The sequence below is a fragment of the Rugamonas fusca genome, assembly GCF_014042365.1.
Classification (GTDB): Bacteria; Pseudomonadota; Gammaproteobacteria; order Burkholderiales; family Burkholderiaceae_D; genus Rugamonas; species Rugamonas fusca.
Map to the genome: position 1 here is coordinate 501,772 of NZ_JACEZS010000001.1, position 21,807 is coordinate 523,578.

Annotated in this window: 21 protein-coding genes and 1 riboswitch; of the genes, 17 read left to right on the top strand and 4 right to left on the bottom strand. The window is 61.5% G+C overall.

Annotated elements, in window-relative coordinates:
• The first annotated feature begins 73 nt into the window (after window positions 1-73).
• Together H3H36_RS02110 and H3H36_RS02115 are read left to right on the top strand one after the other, a co-directional pair.
• Window positions 74-748 carry a hypothetical protein gene (locus H3H36_RS02110; protein ID WP_182213442.1) on the top strand — a complete coding sequence of 225 codons (675 nt, stop codon included), beginning with the start codon at window positions 74-76 and terminating at the stop codon, window positions 746-748.
• Window positions 749-806: 58 nt separating this feature from the next.
• Window positions 807-879: riboswitch (Fluoride riboswitch) on the top strand.
• 77 nt (window positions 880-956) lie between these two features.
• The gene (locus H3H36_RS02115) at window positions 957-2,264 is read left to right on the top strand and encodes a voltage-gated chloride channel family protein (protein ID WP_182213444.1); all 1,308 of its coding nucleotides are present in this window, start codon (window positions 957-959) and stop codon (window positions 2,262-2,264) included.
• 18 nt (window positions 2,265-2,282) lie between these two features.
• Here H3H36_RS02115 and H3H36_RS02120 read toward each other — a convergent pair whose 3' ends face one another.
• On the bottom strand, window positions 2,283-3,044 hold the full coding sequence (locus tag H3H36_RS02120) for a DeoR/GlpR family DNA-binding transcription regulator (RefSeq protein WP_182163726.1): 762 nt from the start codon (window positions 3,042-3,044) through the stop codon (window positions 2,283-2,285).
• Between the two features lie 454 nt (window positions 3,045-3,498).
• On the opposite strand from H3H36_RS02120, the gene glpD reads away from it, so the two are divergent.
• The 9 genes from glpD (at window position 3,499) to H3H36_RS02165 (ending at window position 14,014) form a co-directional block, all read left to right on the top strand.
• Complete coding sequence (gene glpD / locus H3H36_RS02125; protein ID WP_182213447.1) at window positions 3,499-5,046, top strand: glycerol-3-phosphate dehydrogenase; 1,548 nt, start codon at window positions 3,499-3,501, stop codon at window positions 5,044-5,046.
• Window positions 5,047-5,070: 24 nt separating this feature from the next.
• Window positions 5,071-6,171: an ABC transporter ATP-binding protein gene (locus tag H3H36_RS02130; RefSeq protein ID WP_182213450.1), complete on the top strand. Its 1,101-nt coding sequence runs from the start codon at window positions 5,071-5,073 to the stop codon at window positions 6,169-6,171.
• The gene (locus H3H36_RS02135; protein ID WP_182213452.1) at window positions 6,158-7,252 is read left to right on the top strand and encodes an ABC transporter ATP-binding protein; all 1,095 of its coding nucleotides are present in this window, start codon (window positions 6,158-6,160) and stop codon (window positions 7,250-7,252) included. Before H3H36_RS02130 ends, H3H36_RS02135 begins: the two co-directional genes overlap by 14 nt.
• A complete protein-coding gene (locus H3H36_RS02140; protein WP_182213455.1) occupies window positions 7,249-8,139 on the top strand; it encodes a carbohydrate ABC transporter permease in 891 nt (296 codons plus the stop codon). The genes H3H36_RS02135 and H3H36_RS02140 overlap by 4 nt, the downstream gene beginning before the upstream one ends.
• Window positions 8,132-8,944 carry a carbohydrate ABC transporter permease gene (locus H3H36_RS02145; protein WP_182213458.1) on the top strand — a complete coding sequence of 271 codons (813 nt, stop codon included), beginning with the start codon at window positions 8,132-8,134 and terminating at the stop codon, window positions 8,942-8,944. Before H3H36_RS02140 ends, H3H36_RS02145 begins: the two co-directional genes overlap by 8 nt.
• Window position 8,945: 1 nt before the next feature.
• The gene (locus H3H36_RS02150; RefSeq protein ID WP_182213461.1) at window positions 8,946-9,230 is read left to right on the top strand and encodes a DUF2160 domain-containing protein; all 285 of its coding nucleotides are present in this window, start codon (window positions 8,946-8,948) and stop codon (window positions 9,228-9,230) included.
• A 133-nt stretch (window positions 9,231-9,363) separates the two neighbouring features.
• Window positions 9,364-11,109 carry an ABC transporter substrate-binding protein gene (locus H3H36_RS02155; protein WP_182213463.1) on the top strand — a complete coding sequence of 582 codons (1,746 nt, stop codon included), beginning with the start codon at window positions 9,364-9,366 and terminating at the stop codon, window positions 11,107-11,109.
• 79 nt (window positions 11,110-11,188) lie between these two features.
• Complete coding sequence (glpK, locus tag H3H36_RS02160) at window positions 11,189-12,670, top strand: glycerol kinase GlpK (RefSeq protein WP_182213465.1); 1,482 nt, start codon at window positions 11,189-11,191, stop codon at window positions 12,668-12,670.
• Between the two features lie 87 nt (window positions 12,671-12,757).
• Window positions 12,758-14,014 (top strand): maltoporin, encoded by a 1,257-nt coding sequence (locus tag H3H36_RS02165; protein ID WP_182213468.1) that lies wholly within the window; start codon window positions 12,758-12,760, stop codon window positions 14,012-14,014.
• A 264-nt stretch (window positions 14,015-14,278) separates the two neighbouring features.
• On the opposite strand, the gene H3H36_RS02170 is transcribed toward H3H36_RS02165, so the two are convergent.
• Window positions 14,279-15,004, bottom strand: a complete 726-nt coding sequence (locus H3H36_RS02170; protein ID WP_182213978.1) for an NAD(P)/FAD-dependent oxidoreductase — start codon at window positions 15,002-15,004, stop codon at window positions 14,279-14,281.
• A gap of 458 nt (window positions 15,005-15,462) precedes the next feature.
• Between H3H36_RS02170 and H3H36_RS02175 the strand changes: the two genes are divergently transcribed.
• From H3H36_RS02175 to H3H36_RS02195, 5 genes are all read left to right on the top strand, one after another.
• Complete coding sequence (locus H3H36_RS02175) at window positions 15,463-15,657, top strand: hypothetical protein (RefSeq protein ID WP_182213471.1); 195 nt, start codon at window positions 15,463-15,465, stop codon at window positions 15,655-15,657.
• Between the two features lie 126 nt (window positions 15,658-15,783).
• Window positions 15,784-16,194: a hypothetical protein gene (locus H3H36_RS02180; RefSeq protein WP_182213474.1), complete on the top strand. Its 411-nt coding sequence runs from the start codon at window positions 15,784-15,786 to the stop codon at window positions 16,192-16,194.
• 144 nt (window positions 16,195-16,338) lie between these two features.
• Window positions 16,339-16,908, top strand: coding sequence for a hypothetical protein (locus H3H36_RS02185; protein ID WP_182213476.1), 570 nt, complete (start codon window positions 16,339-16,341; stop codon window positions 16,906-16,908).
• A gap of 32 nt (window positions 16,909-16,940) precedes the next feature.
• On the top strand, window positions 16,941-18,176 hold the full coding sequence (locus H3H36_RS02190; protein ID WP_375539563.1) for an MFS transporter: 1,236 nt from the start codon (window positions 16,941-16,943) through the stop codon (window positions 18,174-18,176).
• A gap of 218 nt (window positions 18,177-18,394) precedes the next feature.
• Complete coding sequence (locus tag H3H36_RS02195) at window positions 18,395-18,913, top strand: DUF4158 domain-containing protein (RefSeq protein ID WP_182213481.1); 519 nt, start codon at window positions 18,395-18,397, stop codon at window positions 18,911-18,913.
• Between the two features lie 117 nt (window positions 18,914-19,030).
• On the opposite strand, the gene H3H36_RS02200 is transcribed toward H3H36_RS02195, so the two are convergent.
• Both H3H36_RS02200 and mtnP read right to left on the bottom strand, forming a co-directional pair.
• Entirely contained in the window at window positions 19,031-19,393 is a 363-nt protein-coding gene (locus H3H36_RS02200; RefSeq protein ID WP_220459571.1) for an SHOCT domain-containing protein, read from the bottom strand.
• Between the two features lie 221 nt (window positions 19,394-19,614).
• Complete coding sequence (gene mtnP, locus H3H36_RS02205; protein ID WP_182213484.1) at window positions 19,615-20,490, bottom strand: S-methyl-5'-thioadenosine phosphorylase; 876 nt, start codon at window positions 20,488-20,490, stop codon at window positions 19,615-19,617.
• 578 nt (window positions 20,491-21,068) lie between these two features.
• On the opposite strand from mtnP, the gene H3H36_RS02210 reads away from it, so the two are divergent.
• Window positions 21,069-21,797, top strand: coding sequence for a DUF6969 family protein (locus tag H3H36_RS02210; RefSeq protein WP_182213487.1), 729 nt, complete (start codon window positions 21,069-21,071; stop codon window positions 21,795-21,797).
• The last annotated feature ends 10 nt before the right edge of the window (window positions 21,798-21,807 follow it).

A 21,807-nucleotide genomic window follows, 5' to 3' on the forward strand; every position in this document is an offset into this window, starting at 1 on the left:
TCAGATCAAGTGATATTGCAAATGTGGCAAAGAAAGGTAAAATTGGCAATTTTGCCAGACAGGAATCTCCACCATGCATGTTGAAGTGCCCAAACCGAAGTTTTCCTCGATACGCGAATTTGCCGGCGAATACCTGATGATCGTGATCAGCATCGGAACCGCTTTGGCGCTCGAACACGCGGTACAGAGTTGGCACCACCTCCATTTGGCCGAGGAAGCGCGCCAGCGCATGGATGTGGAGATACAGCAAAATACACAGCAAATCCTCAAGGATCTCGAGCACAACAAGGCAGAAATGCAAGCGCTGGCCAAACTGCACGCCAGCTTGCTCAAGGATATCAAGGCGAAGGTGCCAGACGCGCAAGCGATCGCCCACCTGACCAGCAACAGCAAGGGCAATCTCGGCTTTTCCCTCAACTCCCCGACCAGCAGCCATGATGCCTGGGACGTCGCCGTCGCCAATCAATCGGCCAGTTGGCTGGAACCGGCTGAGTTGCAGCTCTATTCCCGCACGTACGCACTGTTTCGCGACACGGCGCCGGTGACAAATATGAGCGTTTCCATGTTCAACGGCGCGCAAATGATGAAGACGGCCAACGATCTGCAAATGGGCGCCGCCAAACCCGGCGAGGTGCTGTACACCATCACCTCCATGCTAGGCAGCTACGCCATCGTCATCAATGAATTGAGCCGCTTGAGCAAGGAGCTGGAGGCGGCCAAGGCGGCGTTGCATCGCCGCGCTCCATAACAACTTGAGTGGTCAAGTAAATATTTGTGCCGCCCCGCAAAAATTGCTATGATCACTGCCGCTTGCTGGAGATGGCATTCCTCCCTTAACCGCCACCGCAGTCGCCGGTGGCTGATGATGCCTACAGTCGTTCCTGGTCTGAGGGATCTGTAGGCGTTCGCGCTGCGTTGACGATAGACCAGGTAATTGAAGTGGTAGCCTGGCCCATATGAAGAACGCAAAACATCCCGAACCCATCGATTTGCTGCCCTACATGGGCAAATGGTCCGCTTTGTCGGTGCTGGTCGCCATCCTGGCGGGCAGCGCGTCCGCCGCCTTCCTGTACGCGCTTGACGTCGTCACGGCGTGGCGGGAGGCGCACGGCTGGATTATCTGGCTGCTGCCACTGGCCGGTTTTGCCGTGGGCTGGATCTATCTGCGGCTGGGCAAATCCGTCGAGGCGGGAAACAACCTGCTCATCGACGAGATCCACGATCCCAAGAAGGTGATCCCGCTGCGCATGGCGCCGCTGGTCCTCGGCGGCACCATCGTCTCCCACCTGTTCGGCGCTTCCGTCGGCCGCGAAGGCACGGCTGTGCAGATGGGCGGCGCCCTGGCCGACCAGTTGACCCACGTGTTTCGCATGGACCAATCGCACCGCCGCTTGCTGATCATGGCCGGCATCAGCGCCGGTTTCGCATCCGTGTTCGGCACGCCGCTGGCCGGCGCCATCTTCGGGCTGGAAGTGCTGGCCATCGGCCGCATGCGCTACGACGCCATCATGCCCTGCATGCTGGCGGCCATCGTCGCCGACCAGGTCGGCCTGGCCTGGGGCATCCACCACACGCACTATGTGGCCGGCGCAATTCCTCACATCACACTGTGGACGCTGGCGGCCACGCTGATCGCGGGCATGTTGTTCGGGACGGCAGGCATGGTGTTCGCAAATGCGACCCACGGCCTGTCCGATTTCATGAAGAAGCGGGTCAGCTACGCACCGATGCGCCCCCTGATCGGCGGCGCCGTCGTCGCCACGGCCGTCTGGGCGCTGGGCACCCAGCGCTACATCGGCCTGGGCATTCCCACCATCGTCGAATCGTTCACCCGGCAATTGCCGGCAACGGACTTCCTCGGCAAGATCACGTTCACCGTCGCCTCGCTCGGCACCGGCTTCAAGGGCGGTGAAGTGACGCCGCTGTTTTACATCGGCGCCACGCTCGGCAACGCGCTGGCGCCGCTGCTGCACATGCCGTTCGCCACGCTGGCAGCGATCGGTTTTGTCGCCGTCTTCGCCGGCGCGGCCAATACGCCGATCGCCTCCACCGTGATGGCGATCGAATTGTTCGGCTCCGAGATCGCGCCCTATGCGGGCCTTGCCTGCGCGGTCAGCTACCTGTTCTCCGGCCACACGGGCATCTATCGCGCGCAGCGCGTGGCGCAGGCCAAGCACCAGCGCCATATTCCGGAAGGGATGCGGCTTGGCGACCTGCCGGGCTACCTGCGTCAACTGCGCAACAAGTCTGACCGCGAGCAGTAAAGGACAGCGCGCCCTGCCTTATTCGGCTGGCGCCACCAGCACTTCCACCCCGGCCGCGTCGAACGCGGCCAGCGCCTCGGGCGGCACCGGCAGGTCGGTGATGAACTTGTCGATCTGCGCGATATTGCCCAGCCGGACCAGCGCGTGACGGCCGAATTTGGTGTGGTCAGCCACCAGCCACACTTCACGTGACTGCTCGATGATGGCCTGGGTTACGCGCACTTCCCGGTAATCGTAATCGAGCAGCGTGCCATCGTTCTCGATGCCGGACACGCCGATGATGCCGATGTCGACCTTGAACTGGCGCATGAAATCGATGGTGGCCTCGCCCACGATGCCGCGGTCGCGCTTGCGCACGAGGCCACCAGCCACGATCACTTCCACCTCGCCACTGCCCGACAGCAGCGATGCCACGTTCAGGTTGTTCGTCACCACCCGTATGCCCTTGTGCTGCTGCAGCGCCTTGGCCACTTCCTCGGTGGTGGTGCCGATGTTGATGATCAGCGAACGACCAGGCTCCACCTGGGCGGCCGCCATCTGGCCGATACGGCGCTTGGCATCCGTGTCCATCACGCGGCGGCGGTCGTAATCGATGTTCTCCACCGTGGACGGTATCCCCACCCCGCCGTGATAGCGCGCCAGCAGGCGGGCATCTTCCAGCTCGCGAATGTCGCGGCGGATGGTCTGCGTGGTAACCCCCAGCAGTTTCGCAAGCTCTTCGACGGAGGTATCCCCGTGGGCCCGGATATGGTCCAGCAATCGGCGGTGGCGTGGCGTCATGATTTTCTAATGAACAAAAATGAACGGATTTTCACTGGTTCGCAATCATACCCGGCCCGCACGCCGGGCGCCCGGATTTTTTTCATTCTTGTTCGTTACTGTTGCCATTTAAGCCATCAAGACTGCCACTAATACGAGCTGCGGCACCTAAATCCAGTACGCTGAGCACCATGTTTCGAACACCTCCCGATAGATCCATAGTATTCACATGAAAATGAACGAACATTAAAATGAACAAATATTTGTTGTAGTTTTTTCGGGTTTGCGTACAATGGCCATTCAAGCAATGCAGACTTGCTAACAAAGCTAACAATATCTTGTCGCGAAATCAAGTGCAGGCATGGAAAACGGTGGTCGGGTCCGCCGGATCCAACATGAGGAATCAGTAAATGAACAGATATCAACAGCTGTCGCCCGCTCCGGTATGCGTCGGCAACATGACCGCGGGCCGCCCATGAAGATGACTAACGACCTGCCAGCAGCCAAGCGCAGCTGCGACCTGCTGATCATCGGCGGCGGCATCAATGGCGCCGGCATTGCCCGCGACGCAATCGGCCGGGGCCTGAGCGTCATCCTGTGCGAACAGCACGACCTGGCCCAGCACACCTCCTCGGCCAGCACCAAGCTGATCCACGGCGGACTGCGCTATCTGGAGTACTACGAATTCAAACTGGTGCGCAAGGCCTTACTGGAGCGCGAAGTGCTGCTGCGCGCCGCGCCGCACATCATGCATCCGCTGCGTTTCGTCATGCCGCACGACGCCGGCCAACGCCCCGCCTGGATGATACGGGCGGGCCTGTTCCTGTACGATCACCTGGCGCATCGCAAATTCCTGCCCGCGTCGAACGGCATCTCGCTGCGCGGCCATGAAGCGGGCACGCCGCTCAAGGGCAGCTACCGCAAGGGCTTCGTGTATTCGGATGGTTGGGTGGACGACGCCCGGCTGGTGGTGCTGAACGCGCTCGACGCGCAAGAACGGGGCGCCACCATCCTCACCCGTACCAAGTGCACGACCATCGCGCAGCAAGGCCAGGGCTGGCAGGCGACGCTGGACAGCGAGGACCACGGACGGATCGACGTGCACGCGCGCGCCATCGTCAACGCGGCCGGTCCCTGGGCCGGCCAGATGGCCAACGCGGCCGGCGGCGGCAAGGGCCACGGCCTGCGGCTGATCAAGGGCAGCCATATCATCGTGCCACGCCTGTTCAGCCACCCCTACGCCTACATCTTCCAGAATCCGGACAAGCGCATCATCTTCGCCATTCCGTACCAGGACGAATTCACGCTGATCGGCACCACCGACCTCGAATACACGGGCGAACCGGGTGCAGTGCGCATCGACGACAGTGAAGTCGAGTATCTGTGCCAGATGGCCAACCGCTATTTCAGCAAGCAGATCAGCGCGGCCGACGTGGTAGGCACCTATTCCGGCGTGCGCCCGCTGCTGGACGACGCGTCGCAATCGGCGTCCGCCGTCACCCGCGACTACCTGCTCGAATGCGATCCAGCTGCCCCGCCCTTTCTCAACGTCTGGGGCGGCAAGATCACCACCTACCGCAAGCTGGCCGAGGAAGCGCTGGACATGCTGCAGCCGCGCCTGGGCACTTCGGCGCCCGATTGGACGGCCACGGCGCCGCTCCCCGGCGGCGACCTGCAACAGCCCGGCGCCCTGGTGCGCAAAGGTGCGTTCGACCAGTTCATGGCGCGCCTGGGCCAGTCGCATCCCTGGCTGCCTGCCAAGCTGGCCAAGCGCTACGCGCGCTGCTACGGCACCCGTTTGCTGCACATGCTGGGCGACGCCACGAAGATCGCCGACCTGGGCGAGGAACTGGCGCCTGGCCTGTACGAACGCGAAGTGCGCTACCTGGTAGAGGTGGAATGGGCGCGCAGCGCCGACGACATCCTGTGGCGCCGCACCAAGTGCGGCCTGTACGCAAAACCGCAGCACCACGCGCGCCTGACGCAGTGGCTCAATCATGAGCGAGCGAAGCAGCCGGCATAAACGATCAACGCAAGGAGACGTGCAGTGATATTAGAGCTTAAAGATATAAGCCTGAGAGTTGGCGCCGAGACGTTCCTGTACCCGATGGATCTCAAACTGGTTCCCGGCACCATCAACGTGCTGCTGGGCCCCACCCAGGCCGGCAAGACCTCGCTGATGCGGGTGATCGCCGGACTGGATCGCCCCACCGATGGCCGCGTGCTGGTCGATGGCAAGGATGTGACGGGCGTCAGCGTCCGCGACCGCAACCTGGCCATGGTGTACCAGCAGTTCGTCAACTACCCGGCCATGACGGTGTACGAAAACATCGCCGCCCCGCTGCGCCTGCAGCGCTGCCCGGCGGCGGAAATCGACCAGCGCGTGCGCGAGATCGCCACCAAGCTGCATATCGATCACCTGCTGCAACGGCTGCCCGGCGCCCTGTCCGGCGGCCAGCAACAGCGCTGCGCGCTGGCGCGGGCGCTGGTCAAGCGCGCCCCGCTGGTGCTGCTGGACGAACCGCTGGTCAACCTCGATTACAAGCTGCGCGAGGAATTGCGCATGGAGCTCTCGTCGCTGTTCGCCGATGGCCAGACGACGGTGGTCTATGCTACCACCGAACCACAGGAAGCCTTGCTGCTGGGCGGCCACACAGTGCTGATGGACGCGGGCCGCATCCTGCAGACCGGCCCCACGCTGGCCGTCTATCAGCGCCCCGCCTCGATCCGCGCCGCCGCCATCTTCAACGATCCGCCGATGAACATCTTCGATGGCCACATCGAGAGTGACAGCAGCGTGCGCCTGACCAATGGCCCCGCCCTGTCCGTGGCCGCGCCGGCGCTGGACCTGCCGGCCGCGCAGCCATGCAAGATCGGCGTACGCTGCCACCACGTGCGCCTGGCCGATGACGCCAGCCACGCCAACCGCATCGACTGCACGGTGGAGCTGGCCGAATTGAGCGGTTCCGAAACCTACGTCCACCTGCATCAGGGCGCCACCAGCCTGGTGGCGCAAGTGCCGGGCGTGTACGCGGCCAGCTTGGACGCGGCCGTGCAGGCGAGCGTCAGCCCCGATCACCTGTTCATTTTCGACGCAGATGGTGCGCTGCTGCGCGCACCCAAGGAGGCCGCCCATGGCGCGCATTGAATTCCGCGACCTGGGCCACGCCTACGGCGCCAACCCGAGCAGCCCGCAGGATTTCGCGCTGCAGCCAATGAACATGGTGTGGGAAGACGGCGGCGCCTACGCGCTGCTGGGCCCATCGGGCTGCGGCAAGTCCACCCTGCTCAACATCATCTCCGGCCTGCTGGTGCCTTCACATGGCCAGGTGCTGTTTGACGGGAAGGACATGACGCAGGTGCCCACGCGCGGGCGCAACATCGCGCAGGTGTTCCAGTTCCCCGTCCTGTACGACACCATGAGCGTGTACGACAACCTGGCTTTCCCGCTGCGGAATCGCAAGGTGCCGGAGAAGGAAGTGCACCAGCGCGTCCATGAAGTGGCCGAGATCCTGGGCATGACGCACGAGCTGAAGGTGCGCGCGGCCGCCATGTCGGCCGACGCCAAGCAGAAAATCTCGCTGGGCCGTGGCCTGGTGCGCAAGGACGTCGCCGCCATCCTGTTCGACGAACCGCTGACGGTGATCGATCCGCACCTGAAATGGCAGTTGCGCCGCCAGCTCAAGCAGATCCACCAGCAGCTCAAGCTGACGCTGATTTACGTCACCCACGACCAGGTGGAGGCACTGACCTTCGCCGATGAAGTGGTGGTGATGACGAACGGGAAAATCGTCCAGAAGGGCACGCCGGACGCGCTGTTCGAACGGCCCGACCATACCTTCGTCGGCTACTTCATCGGCAGCCCCGGCATGAACTTCTACCCTGTCAGCCTGAATGGCGAGGCGGACGCGGTTCACATTGGCCAGCACCGGCTGGCCGTGGACCCGGCCACCGTGGCCGCGCTGAAAGGCGCGAACGGTAAGGTCAGTCTCGGCATCCGTCCCGAGTTCGTGCAACTGGCGGCGCCCGGCAGCGCCGGCGCGCTGGAGGCCGAGATCTGGCAAGTGCAGCAGCTGGGCACCTGCCAGCTGGTGACAGGCACGGTGGCCGGCCATCCGCTCAAGGCCAGACTCGATAGCGCGGTCCACGTGCAGGCCGGCCGCCACTGGCTGCGCCTGGCCCGTCCGGAAACCATCTTCTTCTGCAACGATGAAAGGATAGCGGGATGAACAAACCCTATCACAACAAGGCGTGGTTCTTCATCCTGCCGGTGTTCCTGTGCGTGGCCTTCTCCGCCATCCTGCCGCTGATGACGGTGGTGAACTACTCGGTGCAGGACATCATCAGCCCGACCCAGAGCGTATTCGTGGGCCTGGAATGGTTCCGCGCCATCATGCGCGACCCGGACCTGCACGGCGCGCTGCTGCGCCAGCTCGTCTTCTCGCTATGCGTATTGCTGGTACAGATTCCGCTGGGCGTGGCGCTGGCGCTGTCCATGCCATCCAAGGGCTGGAAGTCGTCGGTCGCGCTGGTGGTGTTGTCGATGCCGTTGCTGATTCCATGGAACGTGGTCGGCACCATCTGGCAGATCTTCGGCCGTGCCGACATCGGCCTCGGTGGCTACGCGCTCAACCTGCTGGGCGTGGACTACAACTACGCGTCCCATAACAGCGATGCCTGGCTCACCGTGCTCTTGATGGACGTGTGGCACTGGACCCCGCTGGTCGCCCTGCTCGGTTTCGCCGGCCTGCGCTCGATCCCGGACGCCTACTACCAGGCCGCCCAGATCGACGGCGCCAGCCGCTGGGCCGTGTTCCGCCACATCCAGCTGCCCAAGATGCGCGGCGTGCTTATGATCGCCGTGCTGCTGCGCTTCATGGACAGCTTCATGATCTACACGGAGCCCTTCGTGCTGACCGGCGGCGGGCCTGGCAACTCGACCACCTTCCTGAGCCAGTACCTGACCCAGAAAGCCGTGGGCCAGTTCGACCTGGGACCGGCGGCCGCGTTCTCGCTGATTTACTTCCTCATCATCCTGCTGTTCAGCTTCGTGCTCTACAACTGGATGCAAGGCGCAGGCAACAGCGCCGCCACCACGGAGACCGCCCATGGATAAGGCCAACCGCCTGCCGCGCGCGCTGATGCTCATGCTGTACGTGGGCTTCACGCTGATCCCGCTGTACTGGATGCTCAACACCTCGCTCAAGACCAACGAGGAAACCCTGTCGGTGTTCAGCCTGTGGCCGCACCAGCTCACGTGGGACAACTACAAGACCATCTTTACCGATCCATCCTGGTACAACGGCTACATCAACTCCATCATCTACGTGGCGTTGAACACGGTGCTGTCGCTGCTGGTGGCGCTGCCGGCCGCCTATGGCTTCTCGCGCTACCGCTTCCTGGGCGACAAGCACATGTTCTTCTGGCTGCTGACCAACCGCATGACGCCGCCGGCCGTGTTCCTGCTGCCGTTCTTCCAGCTCTACTCCACCGTGGGGCTGATGGACACCCACATCGCCATGGCGCTGGCGCACATGCTGTTCAACGTGCCGCTGGCCGTGTGGATCCTGGAGGGCTTCATGTCCGGCATCTCGCGCGAGATCGACGAGACGGCCTACATCGACGGCTTCTCGTTCCCGCGCTTCTTCCTGCGCATCTTCCTGCCGCTGATCAAGGCCGGCGTGGGCGTGACGGCCTTCTTCTGCTTCATGTTCAGCTGGGTGGAACTGCTGCTGGCGCGCACGCTCACCTCCGTCAACGCCAAGCCGATCAGCGCCATCATGACGCGCACCGTGTCGGCCGCCGGCATGGACTGGGGCGTGCTGGCCGCCGCCGGCGTACTGACCCTGATCCCCGGCATGCTGGTGATCTGGTTCGTGCGCAATCACATCGCCAAAGGTTTCGCCATGGGGAGGGTTTGAGATGGAAATGACATTTGCCTGGATGGCGTGGACCACGCCGATCGCCATTTTCTTCACCGGCATCGTGCTGATGCTGGCCGGGATGACGGTATGGGAGCTGCGCTCGCCCACGGTGGAGCGCAAGGGCTTCCTGCCCATGCGTACCACGCGCGGCGACCGCCTGTTCATTGGCCTGCTGACGGCGGCCTACATCAACCTGGCCTGGGTGGCGTTCACGGAGATGAACCAGTGGATCGCCGCCGGCCTGGGTTTCCTGGCCCTGGTCGTGATCATGGCCAAGGCGTAGTTTTTTTTGTCCGTAGCGTTATCAAGTTGCCAGTCTTGGCGATTTGACTGGCTAGAAGTTCCAGCAAGAAGAGACACCCTTCCGTCTCCATTGCGGCAGTCCCTGGGAAGGCAATACTACAAGTGGAGAAGACATGAAGAGAAGCACTCAAGCGGCGTTCAAGCTCAGTCTCGTGGCAGCGGCCGTGCTGGCACTGTCCAGCAACGCGTGGGCCGACAGCAAGGCGGCGGAAAAATGGATCGACACGGAGTTCAAGCCCAGCACCCTGTCGCGCGCCCAGCAGATCGAGGAGATGAACTGGTTCATTAGCACCGCCGCCAAACTGAAGGCCAAGGGCGTCAAGGAAATCCACGTCGTATCCGAAACCCTGGACACCCACGTGTACGAATCGAAGACGCTGGCCAAGGCGTTCGAGGAAATCACCGGCATCAAGGTAATCCACGACGTGATCCAGGAAGGCGACCTGGTTGAAAAAATGCAGACCTCGATGCAATCGGGCCGCTCCATCTACGACGGCTGGGTCAACGACTCGGACCTGATCGGCACCCACTACCGCTACGGCCAGACCGTGGTGCTGTCCGACTACATGGCCGGCCCCGGCAAGGAATACACCAATCCGGGCCTGGACCTGAAGGACTTCATTGGCACCAGCTTCACCACGGCGCCGGACGGCAAGATGTACCAGCTGCCCGACCAGCAGTTCGCCAACCTGTACTGGTTCCGCGCCGACTGGTTCGCGCGCAAGGACCTGCAGGCCAAGTTCAAGGCCAAGTATGGCTATGAGCTGGGCGTGCCGCAGAACTGGTCCGCGTATGAAGACATCGCCGCCTTCTTCACCAACGACGTCAAGGACCTGGACGGCAAGAAGGTGTTCGGTCACATGGACTACGGCAAGAAGGATCCATCGCTGGGCTGGCGCTTCACCGATGCGTGGCTGTCGATGGCCGGCACCGCCGACAAGGGCATCCCGAACGGCCTGCCGGTGGACGAATGGGGCATCCGCGTGGCCGCCGACAAGTGCACGCCGGTGGGCGCCTCCGTGGCGCGCGGTGGTGCGACCAACTCGCCGGCCGCCGTCTATGCGCTCACCAAATACCTGGACTGGATGAAGCACTACGCACCGCCTGAGGCGCTGGGCATGACCTTCTCCGAAGCCGGCCCCGTGCCCGCCCAGGGCCAGGTGGCACAGCAGATCTTCTGGTACACGGCCTTCACGGCCGGCATGACCAAGCCCGGCCTGCCTGTGGTGAACAAGGACGGCACGCCGAAATGGCGCATGGCGCCCGGCCCGCACGGCCCGTACTGGAAGGAAGGCATGCAGAACGGCTACCAGGACGTGGGTTCCTGGACCTACCTGAAATCGACGCCGCCGGACCAGATGGCCGCCGCCTGGCTGTATGGCCAGTTCGTGACCTCCAAGACCGTGTCGCTGAAAAAATCGCTGGTGGGCCTGACCTTCATCCGCGATTCGGACATCCGTTCCAAGGCCATGACGGAGATGGCGCCCAAGCTGGGCGGCCTGATCGAGTTCTACCGCAGCCCGGCCCGCGTGGCGTGGACCCCGACCGGCAACAACGTGTCGGACTATCCGAAGATGGCGCAGCTGTGGTGGAAGAACGTCTCCACGGCCATCTCGGCCGAGAAGACCCCGCAGGGCGCGATGGATAACCTGGCCGAGGAGATGGACCAGATCATGGCCCGCCTGCAGCGCGCAGGCATGAAGAACTGCACGCCGAAGCTGAACGACAAGAAGGATCCAGCCTCCTGGCTGAGCAACAACGGCGCACCGTGGGCCAAGCTGGCCAACGAGAAGCCGAAGGGCGAAACCATCGCCTATGACACGCTGCTGAAGGCGTGGAAGGAAGGCCGCGTGCGTTAATCGCGCCCGCGTCCGCAGGGCCAGGCCGCAAGACCTGGCCCTTCAGCTCCAACTCATTATTCGCAGGACGAGAATTACTATGGCCTATTTGCTGGCACTGGACCAGGGCACCTCAAGCTCGCGCACCATCGTCTTCCGCGACAGCGGCGAAATCATCGCCTCCGCGCAGCAGGAATTCACCCAACATTTTCCCCAGCCCGGCTGGGTCGAGCACGATGCCAATGAGCTGTGGAGCAGTCAGCTCGCCACGGCCCGCGCCGCACTGGCCAAGGCTGGCATCAACGCGGCCGACATCGCCGCGCTGGGCATCACCAACCAGCGCGAGACCACCATCGTGTGGGAACGCGCCACGGGCCGCCCGATCTTCAATGCCATCGTGTGGCAGGACCGCCGTACCGAAGCGCTGTGCGACCGCCTGCGCGCCGACGGCCTGGCCGCAGCGATCCGCCGCAAAACGGGCCTGATCCTCGACCCCTATTTTTCGGCCACCAAATTGAACTGGATCCTGAACCAGGTGGACGGCGCCCGCGCACGCGCCGCGCGTGGCGAACTGGCGTTCGGCACAGTCGACAGCTGGCTGGCCTGGAACCTCACGGGCGGCCGCCTGCACGTGACGGACGTGAGCAACGCGGCCCGCACCATGCTGTGGAATATCCATGAAGGCTGCTGGGACCAGGATCTGCTGGCCTGGCTCGACATTCCGCCTGAAGTGCTGCCCGAAGTGCATCCCTCCAGCCACCAGTACGGCGCCACCGACGCGCAATGGCTGGGAGCCGCCGTCCCCATCGCCGGTATCGCGGGCGACCAGCAATCGGCCTTGTTCGGCCAGGCGTGCTTCGAGCCCGGCATGGCCAAGAACACCTATGGCACCGGATGCTTCATGCTGCTCAACACGGGCACGCAATGCGCCGATTCGCAGCATGGCTTGATCAGTACGGCCGCCTGCCAGTCGGACGCCACGCGCCAGTACGCGCTCGAAGGCAGCGTCTTCGTCGGCGGCGCCGTCGTGCAATGGCTGCGCGACGGCCTCAAGGCCATTAACAGCACGGCCGAAGTGGAAGCGCTGGCCGGTTCCGTGCCCGATTCCGGTGGCGTTGTTTTTGTGCCAGCTTTCACAGGATTGGGGGCGCCGTACTGGGTGCCGTCAGCCAAAGGTGCCATACTGGGACTGAGCCGCGGCACGACCCAGGCTCACATCGCGCGCGCCGCGCTGGAAGGTATCGCCTTCCAAAGTGCGGCCCTGCTGCAGGCCATGATGCGCGACGCGGCCACGCCAATTACCGAACTGCGCGTGGACGGCGGCGCCTGCGCCAATTCCCTGCTGCTGCAATTCCAGGCCGACCTGCTGGGTATCCCCGTGCTGCGGCCGCAAGTGACGGAAACGACGGCGCTGGGCGCGGCCTACCTGGCCGGCCTTGCCGCCGGTGTGTATCGCGACCGCCAACAACTGGCCGCGCAATGGCGCGTCGAACGTGTGTTCGAACCGTCCATGGACAGAGCCCAGGCCCAGGAACGCATGCACAGCTGGGAGCGCGCCATCAGCCAGGTACACCCTGTTTGACCGTTTCATCGCAAGACCCGGATTTGGACCATCAGGTTCACAGAGCGTGGTGCTGCTCACCACAACACTAAAAAAGGGAGATAAGGCATGAACCAAGGGATGTTGAAACTGCTGCCACTGGCCATCGCGGCGGCGCTGGCCGCCGGCGCTGCCCGCGCCGATGCTGGCCACGACGAGGAAGGCTTCCACGGCTACCTGCGCGCCGGGGTTGGCACCAGCTCGGGCCACGGCCCTCAGGCCTGCTACGGCCTGGGTGGCAACACCATGAAGTACCGCCTCGGTAACGAGTGCGACGCCTACTTCGAGGGTGGCTACACCAAGGAAGTGGCCAAGTCGGCCGACGGCGTGAGCTTCGTGGCCACGCTGTGGGGCACGGAATACAACTCCGGTTCCGACTTCGGTGACGCCAAGCTGAAACTGGCCAAAGCCTACGTGGAAGCGAAGGGCCTGGACTTCCTCGGCGGCGGCATCGCCTGGATCGGCAAGCGCTACTACTACCGTCCCGACATCCACATGCTCGATCTGCAGTACATCAACCTGAACGGCACCGGCGGCGGTATCGACGGCGTCAAGGCCGGCCCCGGCAAATTCAGCTACGCCGTGTTCAAGGATAATGACAGCAACATCATCAATCCCCAGACCGGCCTGGTGAGCAACACCGACGCCGCCATCCGCCAGAACCTGATCTACGAAGGCCTGCCCGTCAACCCCAACGGCAGTATCGACATCGCCGCCTCGCTGATCACGGCGCAGGGCGACGGCCGCCACGGCGGCTGGCAGTTGACGGCGCTGCACAAGCAGGACAAGGTCTTCGGTGGCGGCAATACCTTCGGCCTGCAGTACGGTGTCGGTCCCGGCACCGGCATCGGCGTGGGCAACGACCGCATGGGCGCGGCCGGCAGCACCCTGCTCAACTCCGACGTCAAGCGCAGCCGCATCTTCGACGACCTGGTGGTGCAGCCCACGCCGGAATTCAGCATGGAGTTCGTCGCGCTGGTCCAGCACGACCGTTCCGACGCCAACGGCTCGACCACCTGGACCACGCTGGGCGCCCGTCCCGCCTATGCACTCAACAACCACTTCAAGCTGCAGATGGAACTGGGCACGCACCGCGTCACCCAACCCGGCGCGGACACGCTGCGCCTGACCAAGCTGACGTTCGCGCCCACCATCACGGCCGGCAAAGGTTACTGGGATCGTCCGGAACTGCGCGCCTTTATCACCTATGGCAAGTGGAACGACGCCGCCCGCGCGGCCGTCAACGCCAACAACAACTCCGGCGCTGTCTTTGGCAGCAACACCAGCGGCACCTCCGCCGGCTTGCAGGTGGAAGCCTGGTTCTAAGTGCATCGTTCCGCCGCGCCGCTATGGCGCGGCGGCCGAGATTCGGTGTCAGGTCTGTCATTCAGACACAAACGACTATCCTTTGAGCTAAAACAACGCACCTTTTCCAATTCCATGCCCGAAATGGCCCGGCAGGCCCGGACTCAGTTGAAACCGTGACCCGAGCCGCTGCAATTTTTGAAAGGACGCCTTGAGACTGATCAAAGATGCGTCTCCAGTGTCCGAATGACAGACCTGACACCGAAGTCTGACACCGAAGTCCTTCTATTGCCGCATCCAGTCGCGCAGCTCGTAGTACCAGTAGGTGAGCTGCGCGGCCAGCAGTCCCGCATGGCCGCCGGTGGTGGGCAAGCCCCACTGGCTGAAGCGGTCAAGGTCGGCGCGCTCGCCCAGGATGGCGCGCGCCAGCACTTCACCGGACAAGGTGGTCGGCGCCACGCCATGCCCGCCGAAGCCCATGCCATACCACAGCCCTTCCGGCAAACGTCCCAGTTGCGGCATCTTGTGGCGGCCGTAGCTCATCATCCCGCTCCACGCGTAATCGACCCGCGTGCCCGCCAGTTGGGGATAGACCTTGAGCATGTCCTGGTACAGCAGCCGCGCCACATCCGCCGCGCCGCGGTCGCGGATCGAGATGCGCCCGCCCCACAACAGCCGGCTGTCGGCCAGCGGCCGGTAGTAGTCGAAGGCGAAGCGCGTGTCGTAGATGGCGGCCTGGGTTTCCAGCGCCGTCGTCATGCGATCGCCCAACGGTTCCGTCACCATCACGTAGGTGGCGATCGGCAGGATGGCGCTGGCCAGCTTCGGATACAGCCGTTCGATGTAGCCGCCACAGCACACCACCACCTCGCGCGCATGCACCGCGCCCTGCGCCGTGCGCACCGACCAGCCCGCGCCTTCGCGCACGATGCGCGTCACCCGGCTTTGCTCGTACACCTGGGCGCCGCCATCCGTCAGCGCCCGCGCCAGGCCATGTGCGTATTTGGCTATTTATGCCCATCCCCTCGAAAAGGTAAAAGTTTTTGTAAGCGTTTGAATTCTCAGGCTAACGAGCCATCCTCGCCTTCGTCGAACACCTGATTGCGTAATCCGCCCTTCCTGATCAAGCAGTCCGGAAGGGTGATCACCTTGAACGGTGATCATGAGCACCAGCTGCCCTCGAATCACCCGACTCTGAACGCTTTTGCAACAGCGAGCACTTTTGAGAACTTCCCGTTCTAGCTATTTGTCGCAGGTCTTTCTGCCCTGAGGAGGGTCAGCCGGGATAAGGCCAGAAATAGCACATAAGCGAAAATGTAATAAAGAATCGCCTTGTTATGCGCCGCGCCAATACATTGCCTTTACTTGAGGGGTGATGTGCTCCCTCTGGTTTGGCGCCGTTCCCCTCAAGATTTCCTCGGTCAATGCAGCCCGAGCTGAGCACCGTTAGCGTGCCCCTAAGTCCCAACATGGCGCGCTCTCCCGGTTTGTACCACACCATCATTCGGATGCTTAGCGCCAACAAGATCAAAGTCCTCAAATTGGTGAGTACGGGGTTTGAGGAACAATGGAACAGCAATGCCAACCAGGTGTTCAATTGGCGCCGGCTCTATCAGCAAGGGCTCCTCGGCGCGCCGCCCTTTGCCGGAGCACCTGCCGCGTGACGAGAAGGTACACGTGTTGCGATTGACAGTGGGATGGGGCAGCTCATTGCCTTTTTTGAGCTGCCCCATGTCATAATTTATCCCAATATGTCGGCTCCCACATAAAAGTCCTCAGCGATAGAAAACATGGAATCAATCCCGGAACCAAACAAACGGCTCCTTGCAGAGTTCGCGGCAAAAGAGCGCGAACGCATTGTCGAATTATCTTCTTCTGGTCAGCTAGTCGAGCTCGATCGCATGGCCGAGCTACTGGGTGTAACTCCCCAAGCTGTCCTTGATGCTGAAGCAAGCTGCCGGACCTTTTCCGTGGAGGGTGTCAACGGTCGACTCTATCCTGCATTTTATGCATCGACGCACCTCAATCGCACGTTGTTGGAGGCAGTAAGCTTACGCTTAGGTCGTCTCCCCGGCGCAAGTAAGTGGCAATTTTTCACCAATCCCCGGCTGTCCTTAGATGGACAGACACCCATTAAAGCACTTGAGGCTGGAGGAATTGATTTGGTCGTAGCGGCGGCAGTCGCATTCAAGGAGGGATAACTAACAGCTCTCCTTCGCGGACACTATGCCCAAATCAAGACCGTTGGATGTTATGTTTATTCATCACGAATTTATCGGAAACCTCTGCTTTGAACCGGCCAAAGCCTGGCACATGTCACCGACCTTAGCTTCTTCAATAAACATATGAGAGATTCCTTCGCGCTGAACGCACGTCAGCTAGCTAAGCAATTGCAGTTTCCTGGCCCGCTTGATATGGGGTTGGATTCCGGCGTTTTTGTTCAAGTGCGCTCGAACGACGAGTCCGCTCAGTTCTTCTGGGACTTAGCGCCCATGTTAGAAACTGGCGGGGTGCGTGTGGTCGTTGAAGATGCGGCGAGACTGATGCATGGTGATGGGCTGGAGCACCTTGGGGTACTGTTCGCACGATCCGCCGGTGAGTCCCGGCCTATCTGTGCCGTGGACAACTCGACGTTCGCTGACTGCATGGCGGACCTCATGGGGCGCACGCCCTATACAACTGCCCTGCTCCTGGGCGGCGCCCAACGATTGCAAGTCGAACCTGATGAGCGAATTCTTTCCGCCATAAAAGCTGCAAGAGATCGTGTAAATCTTGAGCCGGGCATGGTGGGGCGATTTTTGATCGTCGCTACGTGGCTGTATCCTGCAAATCCATCCAAATACGTTGAGAATCGCCGCAGTGCCTTTTATGGCGCAACGGCAATGACTTTAGCATACGACGAGCACAATCTGTGACTCGCCATCAAGTCCCTGACTACATGAACGCAATGTCGTCCACACCAGCGCCCCAATCCGCCGTTGCTCTCGGTTTGCGGGCGAACTGGCGGCAATTCACCCTGTTGGTGATTGTCAACGCCTTTGTCGGTGCTATGGTCGGCATGGAGCGTAGCATCTTACCCGCAATCGCCGAGCAGGAATTCAAACTGGTCGCGCACACGGCGATCCTGTCGTTCATCGTCGTCTTCGGTCTGAGCAAGGCATTCACAAACTATTTCGCCGGCCGTCTTTCAGACGCATACGGGCGCAAGATTGTTCTGGTGATCGGCTGGCTAATCGCCGCCCCCGTTCCCTTCTTGCTGATGTGGGCGCCGACCTGGAATTGGATCTTGCTGGCGAATGTTTTTCTTGGTGTGAGCCAGGGGCTGACCTGGTCGACCACAGTCATCATGAAGATCGATCTCGCAGGGCCATCAAATCGCGGCATGGCGATGGGAATCAATGAATTCGCGGGCTACTTCGCGGTCGGCGCGGCGGCGCTGGCGACAGGTTGGATTGCCGCCAATTATGGTTTGCGGCCGCAGCCGTTTTACCTCGGCGCCGCGTTTGCGACGATTGGCTTGCTATTATCGGTCTTGGTCGTAACCGAGACGCGCGGCTACGCGCACCTGGAAGCCGCAATGGCTCCGTCGCCGGGTGCGGTCAGTATGCCGTCGCAGCGCACAATATTCTGGCGGACCAGCGTGCTCGATCCCGATATGTCCTCGATCAGTCAGGCCGGACTTGTCAATAACCTAAACGACGGCATGGCGTGGGGATTGTTTCCCTTCGTATTTGCCGGCGCAGGCATGACGCTCACTCAGATCGGGACGCTCGCCGCGATCTATCCGACCGTATGGGGTGTATCCCAACTGTTCACCGGCGCGTTGTCGGACCGCATCGGCCGCAAGGGGCTGATCGTGGCGGGAATGTGGGTACAGGCAGTCGGTATCGCCACCATAGCGCTGCTGTCTTCGTTCGCATGGTATGCGACGGGCGCGGTGCTGCTGGGCATCGGAACGGCCATGGTGTATCCGACGCTGCTGGCGGCCATTGGCGACGTTGTCAACCCGGTCTGGCGCGCGTCTGCCGTCGGCGTCTATCGCTTCTGGCGCGATCTCGGGTATGCCATCGGCGCATTGCTGGCTGGTGTAACGGCCGACTTGTACGGCGTGGTCAGTGCCGTATGCTTGATCGCTGCAATCACGTTCCTGTCGGGTGTCGTCGTCGCTGTCAGAATGCGCTAACTTGCGCCAAGCGGAAGGTATTCCGCGCACACGCTCACGCAGATATCCGGGAGTTGAAATTATGTCTGGCAAGTTACCAAAGAGCAGTCTTATCAATATAGAATTACCAACCTTGGAAGAACGTGCGTTGCGACGATGAACGGCCGAACCAGCGATACATCGCCTGAACTCTGTCAGGCACAACGACGGCGCGGCTTCACCACATGGGAGCCCTGGTCTTGAGCAGCATTCATGAAACTGCGTATCCACGCTTTAAGCCCGAACTGACACAACGCGAACTTGAGGACGTGTATTCGCCCAGTGCCGAGGACAACAAGTTTATCCGTCGCGACGCCAAGTCCCCGGCCGCCAAGCTTTACCTGGCGCTACTGCTCAAAACGGTTCTGAGGCTTGGCTACTTCCCGATGCTCCACGAAATTCCGGCGCCTATCGTCTCTTTTCTCGGAAAAAGGATGGGCATGCGTTCCGTCGCGGCCCGCGACCTGTTTGAAGAGGAGAAGCGGCACCATTCCCGCGTCAGGTGCATGGAGACAATTCGGGCCTACGCCAAGATCAGGCCAATCACGGGCGAGACACACGCAGCCATTTTGAACGCCGCAACGGAAGCCGCACAGACGAAGCAGGAACTGGCCGATATCATTAACGTTATCATCGAGGAACTGGTACGCCAACGGTTCGAGCTACCGGCATTCAGCACCCTCAGGCGATGGCGAAATTGTAAAGTGGGCGGCGCCTAACGGCTTTTCCTGCCATGCGCATGGTCGTGGCGCGCCAAATCGGTGACAACCTTGCCCTCCCCTGGCCAGTCGCACACGCGAGTCTGGCGGCAGCCACTAGCAGGTTCCCGCACCGATTCAGTCACCCAATGTGCGGCGGCGCTCGTCGAATTCAGACTTGTCAATCTCGCCTTGCGCATAACGTTCTTTGAGGATATCGAGCGCCGTGCGCGCCGGCGGTGGGGCATGGGTTGACGACTGCATTGGGTGCCAGGGACCGCGAAGCCAGCGCACGAGCAAGATGGCAACCGCGATCACCAGAGCCAGGACAAGGAACATCATCAGCGAACCGAACATCATGCCGTACCCCCCGCTCCACTCCATCATATTGGCGCCACATCCATATCTTCCGACCTCCGGCTGCTGAGCCCAAGCATATCCCGGGGCCAGCACAACCACCGCGCTCACCGGGGCAAATATTAAATTAGAAATCTTCATCATTTACCCACTCCTTTTGCGGGGCGCGAATATGGTTAAGCAAACTGTCAAACACGAGAGCGGGTCTAACCACAGGATTTCGGCCGAACGCAGTCACCCATCAAGTCGTCTGAGCTATCATGTCGACTTCGCACCCCTTATGCGTTTCGATAGTCACAAACACTATTTACAAATCTCCTTCACTACCGTGATCTGGATCAAATAGCCGTCTGGCGCGAGCGCACTTAGCCTTCGATACCCAGAATCAATGCCAACCGCTGTTTTGTGGTCGCGGCCATCGACGCGGGCTGGGTGACCAGGGCACAGGTCAATGCGTCATGCGCGATCGAACATGGCGTTTCGGTGCCGATCAGTCGTATCGCGGCGGCGACAATGTGCTGCGCACGCTCCGCGTTCCTCATCAGATTGGAAATCGCCATGTCGGCTGTAACGTGGGGTTCGCGCGGATGCCAGCAATCGAAGTCCGTCACCATGCACATGGTCGCATAGGCGATCTGCGCCTCCCTGGCCAGCTTCGCTTCCGGCATGTTAGTCATGCCAACCACGGCCCCACCCATGCCGCGATACCAGTGCGATTCCGCTTGCGTCGAAAACTGCGGGCCTTCAATGCAAACATAGGTGCCGCCGCGATGCAGCCGGATGTCGTCGGTGGCGCGCAGCTCGTTGACGGCGCGCGCAACGGCATCGGCCACGGCGGCGCAGATCGGGTTGGCCATCGAGACGTGCGCCACGGCGCCATCGCCAAAGAAAGTACCTGCGCGCGACCGCGTCAGGTCCACGAACTGGTCGGGCAATACTACATCGAGCGGACGGTATTCTTCGCGCAAGGAACCGACAGCGGAGACGGAAATAATGTAACGCACGCCCAGCTGTTTCAACGCATGGATGTTGGCTCGATAGGGAACCTCGGATGGGATCAACCCGTGCCCACGCCCATGTCGGGGCAGAAAAGCGACAGGGACATCATGCACGCGTCCGGTGACGATGATGCCGGACGGACGGCCAAATGGTGTGTCGAGATCATGCTCCCGAGCGTCCGACAGCATATCCATTTGGTACAGACCGCTGCCACCAATAATTCCGATAAGCGCTGTGTTCATTGTGATTTTCTTCCATGGTATGTATATGCCCTATTGTCGTCACGACCCAGCCGTTTATTACAGTCACCGGTGAGCTGAGCCCTGAATTTTTGTTCCACTGGACTATTTTTGTAATGGAGCAGGAAGACTGTAACAAGTCACCCCGCCGCTGCGACTAATCAGTCAACCTGCAAGGGCGTGATCGTGCGCCCGGGCGGGCTGACAGTTTGCAACCTATAACTTCCGAAGGGAATAAAATGAAAGCCTTTACCAAACTCTCCATCGCCGCGTTGACGGCCGCAACCCTGGCGCTGCCGGCGGCGGCCTATGCCGGTGACCAGAACATGCCGAAATGCGGCGCCAGATGCGCCCCGGCGAAAGTCGTCAAGAAGAAGTCAAAGTGCCAGGGCAAGTGCGCCCCGAAATGCGGCGCCAAATGTGCCGCGAGGGCCAATGCCAAATGTGGTCCGAAATGCGGACCAAAATGTGCGGCTAAATGCGCACCGAAGTGCGCACCAAAGTGTGGCGCGAAGCACTGATAGTCCATTCGGCATGCCGGACCTGTTGGTCCGGCATGCCTCATTTTAAGGGCAACCGACATGAACGGATCACGCCAGCACCATGCCCGGCAGCAGTTCGAGCCGCCGCAACTGGAGCGCATGCGCATCGCCGCTGAAAGTTTGATAAGTTGCTATTGCTCGCTGCAAGCGAGCGGTGGGCACCTTTTGTCCGGTTTAATGGAAGGTGGCCCACCTATCCAATGGGAACACTATCCGGCCGACGACGTGATTGATAAAGCGCTAGGCTATCAATTCTTTTATCACTCCCACTCTCCGCTGGATCGCGACCCATCGCTGGAACATGGTCATTTCCACTTGTTCGCGCGCATGGAACAGCACGCGGCAGGCGTTGACCAACTTGCGGAGCAACGGTTCCTCGCCGCGCTGGACGCCGCGCCCGCCAAGGATGCATCCACAGTCAATTTATTGTGCATTTCCGTCAACGAGACAGGTGTGCCGATTCGCCTGTTCACGGTCAATAGATGGGTGACCGGTGGCCACCTTCTGTCCGCCGAGGCTACGCTGAAATTGCTAGATAGTTTCAGTGTCGACACTGAGCACCACCGGGCGGTCGCCGACTGGCTTAAGGCCATGCTGGTGCTATTTCGATCTGAAATACAGAGGCTGCTCGCACAACGGGACAAAACGCTGCGGGAGCTGGCGTTGCGCCAGACGCCCTTGTTATTGGAAAACGAATCGGCGGAAATATTGTCGTCCATGTCTATCGATATCGACCGCCAGATCGCCTCGCTGGTCGACTGCGCCTGAAAGTGATCTT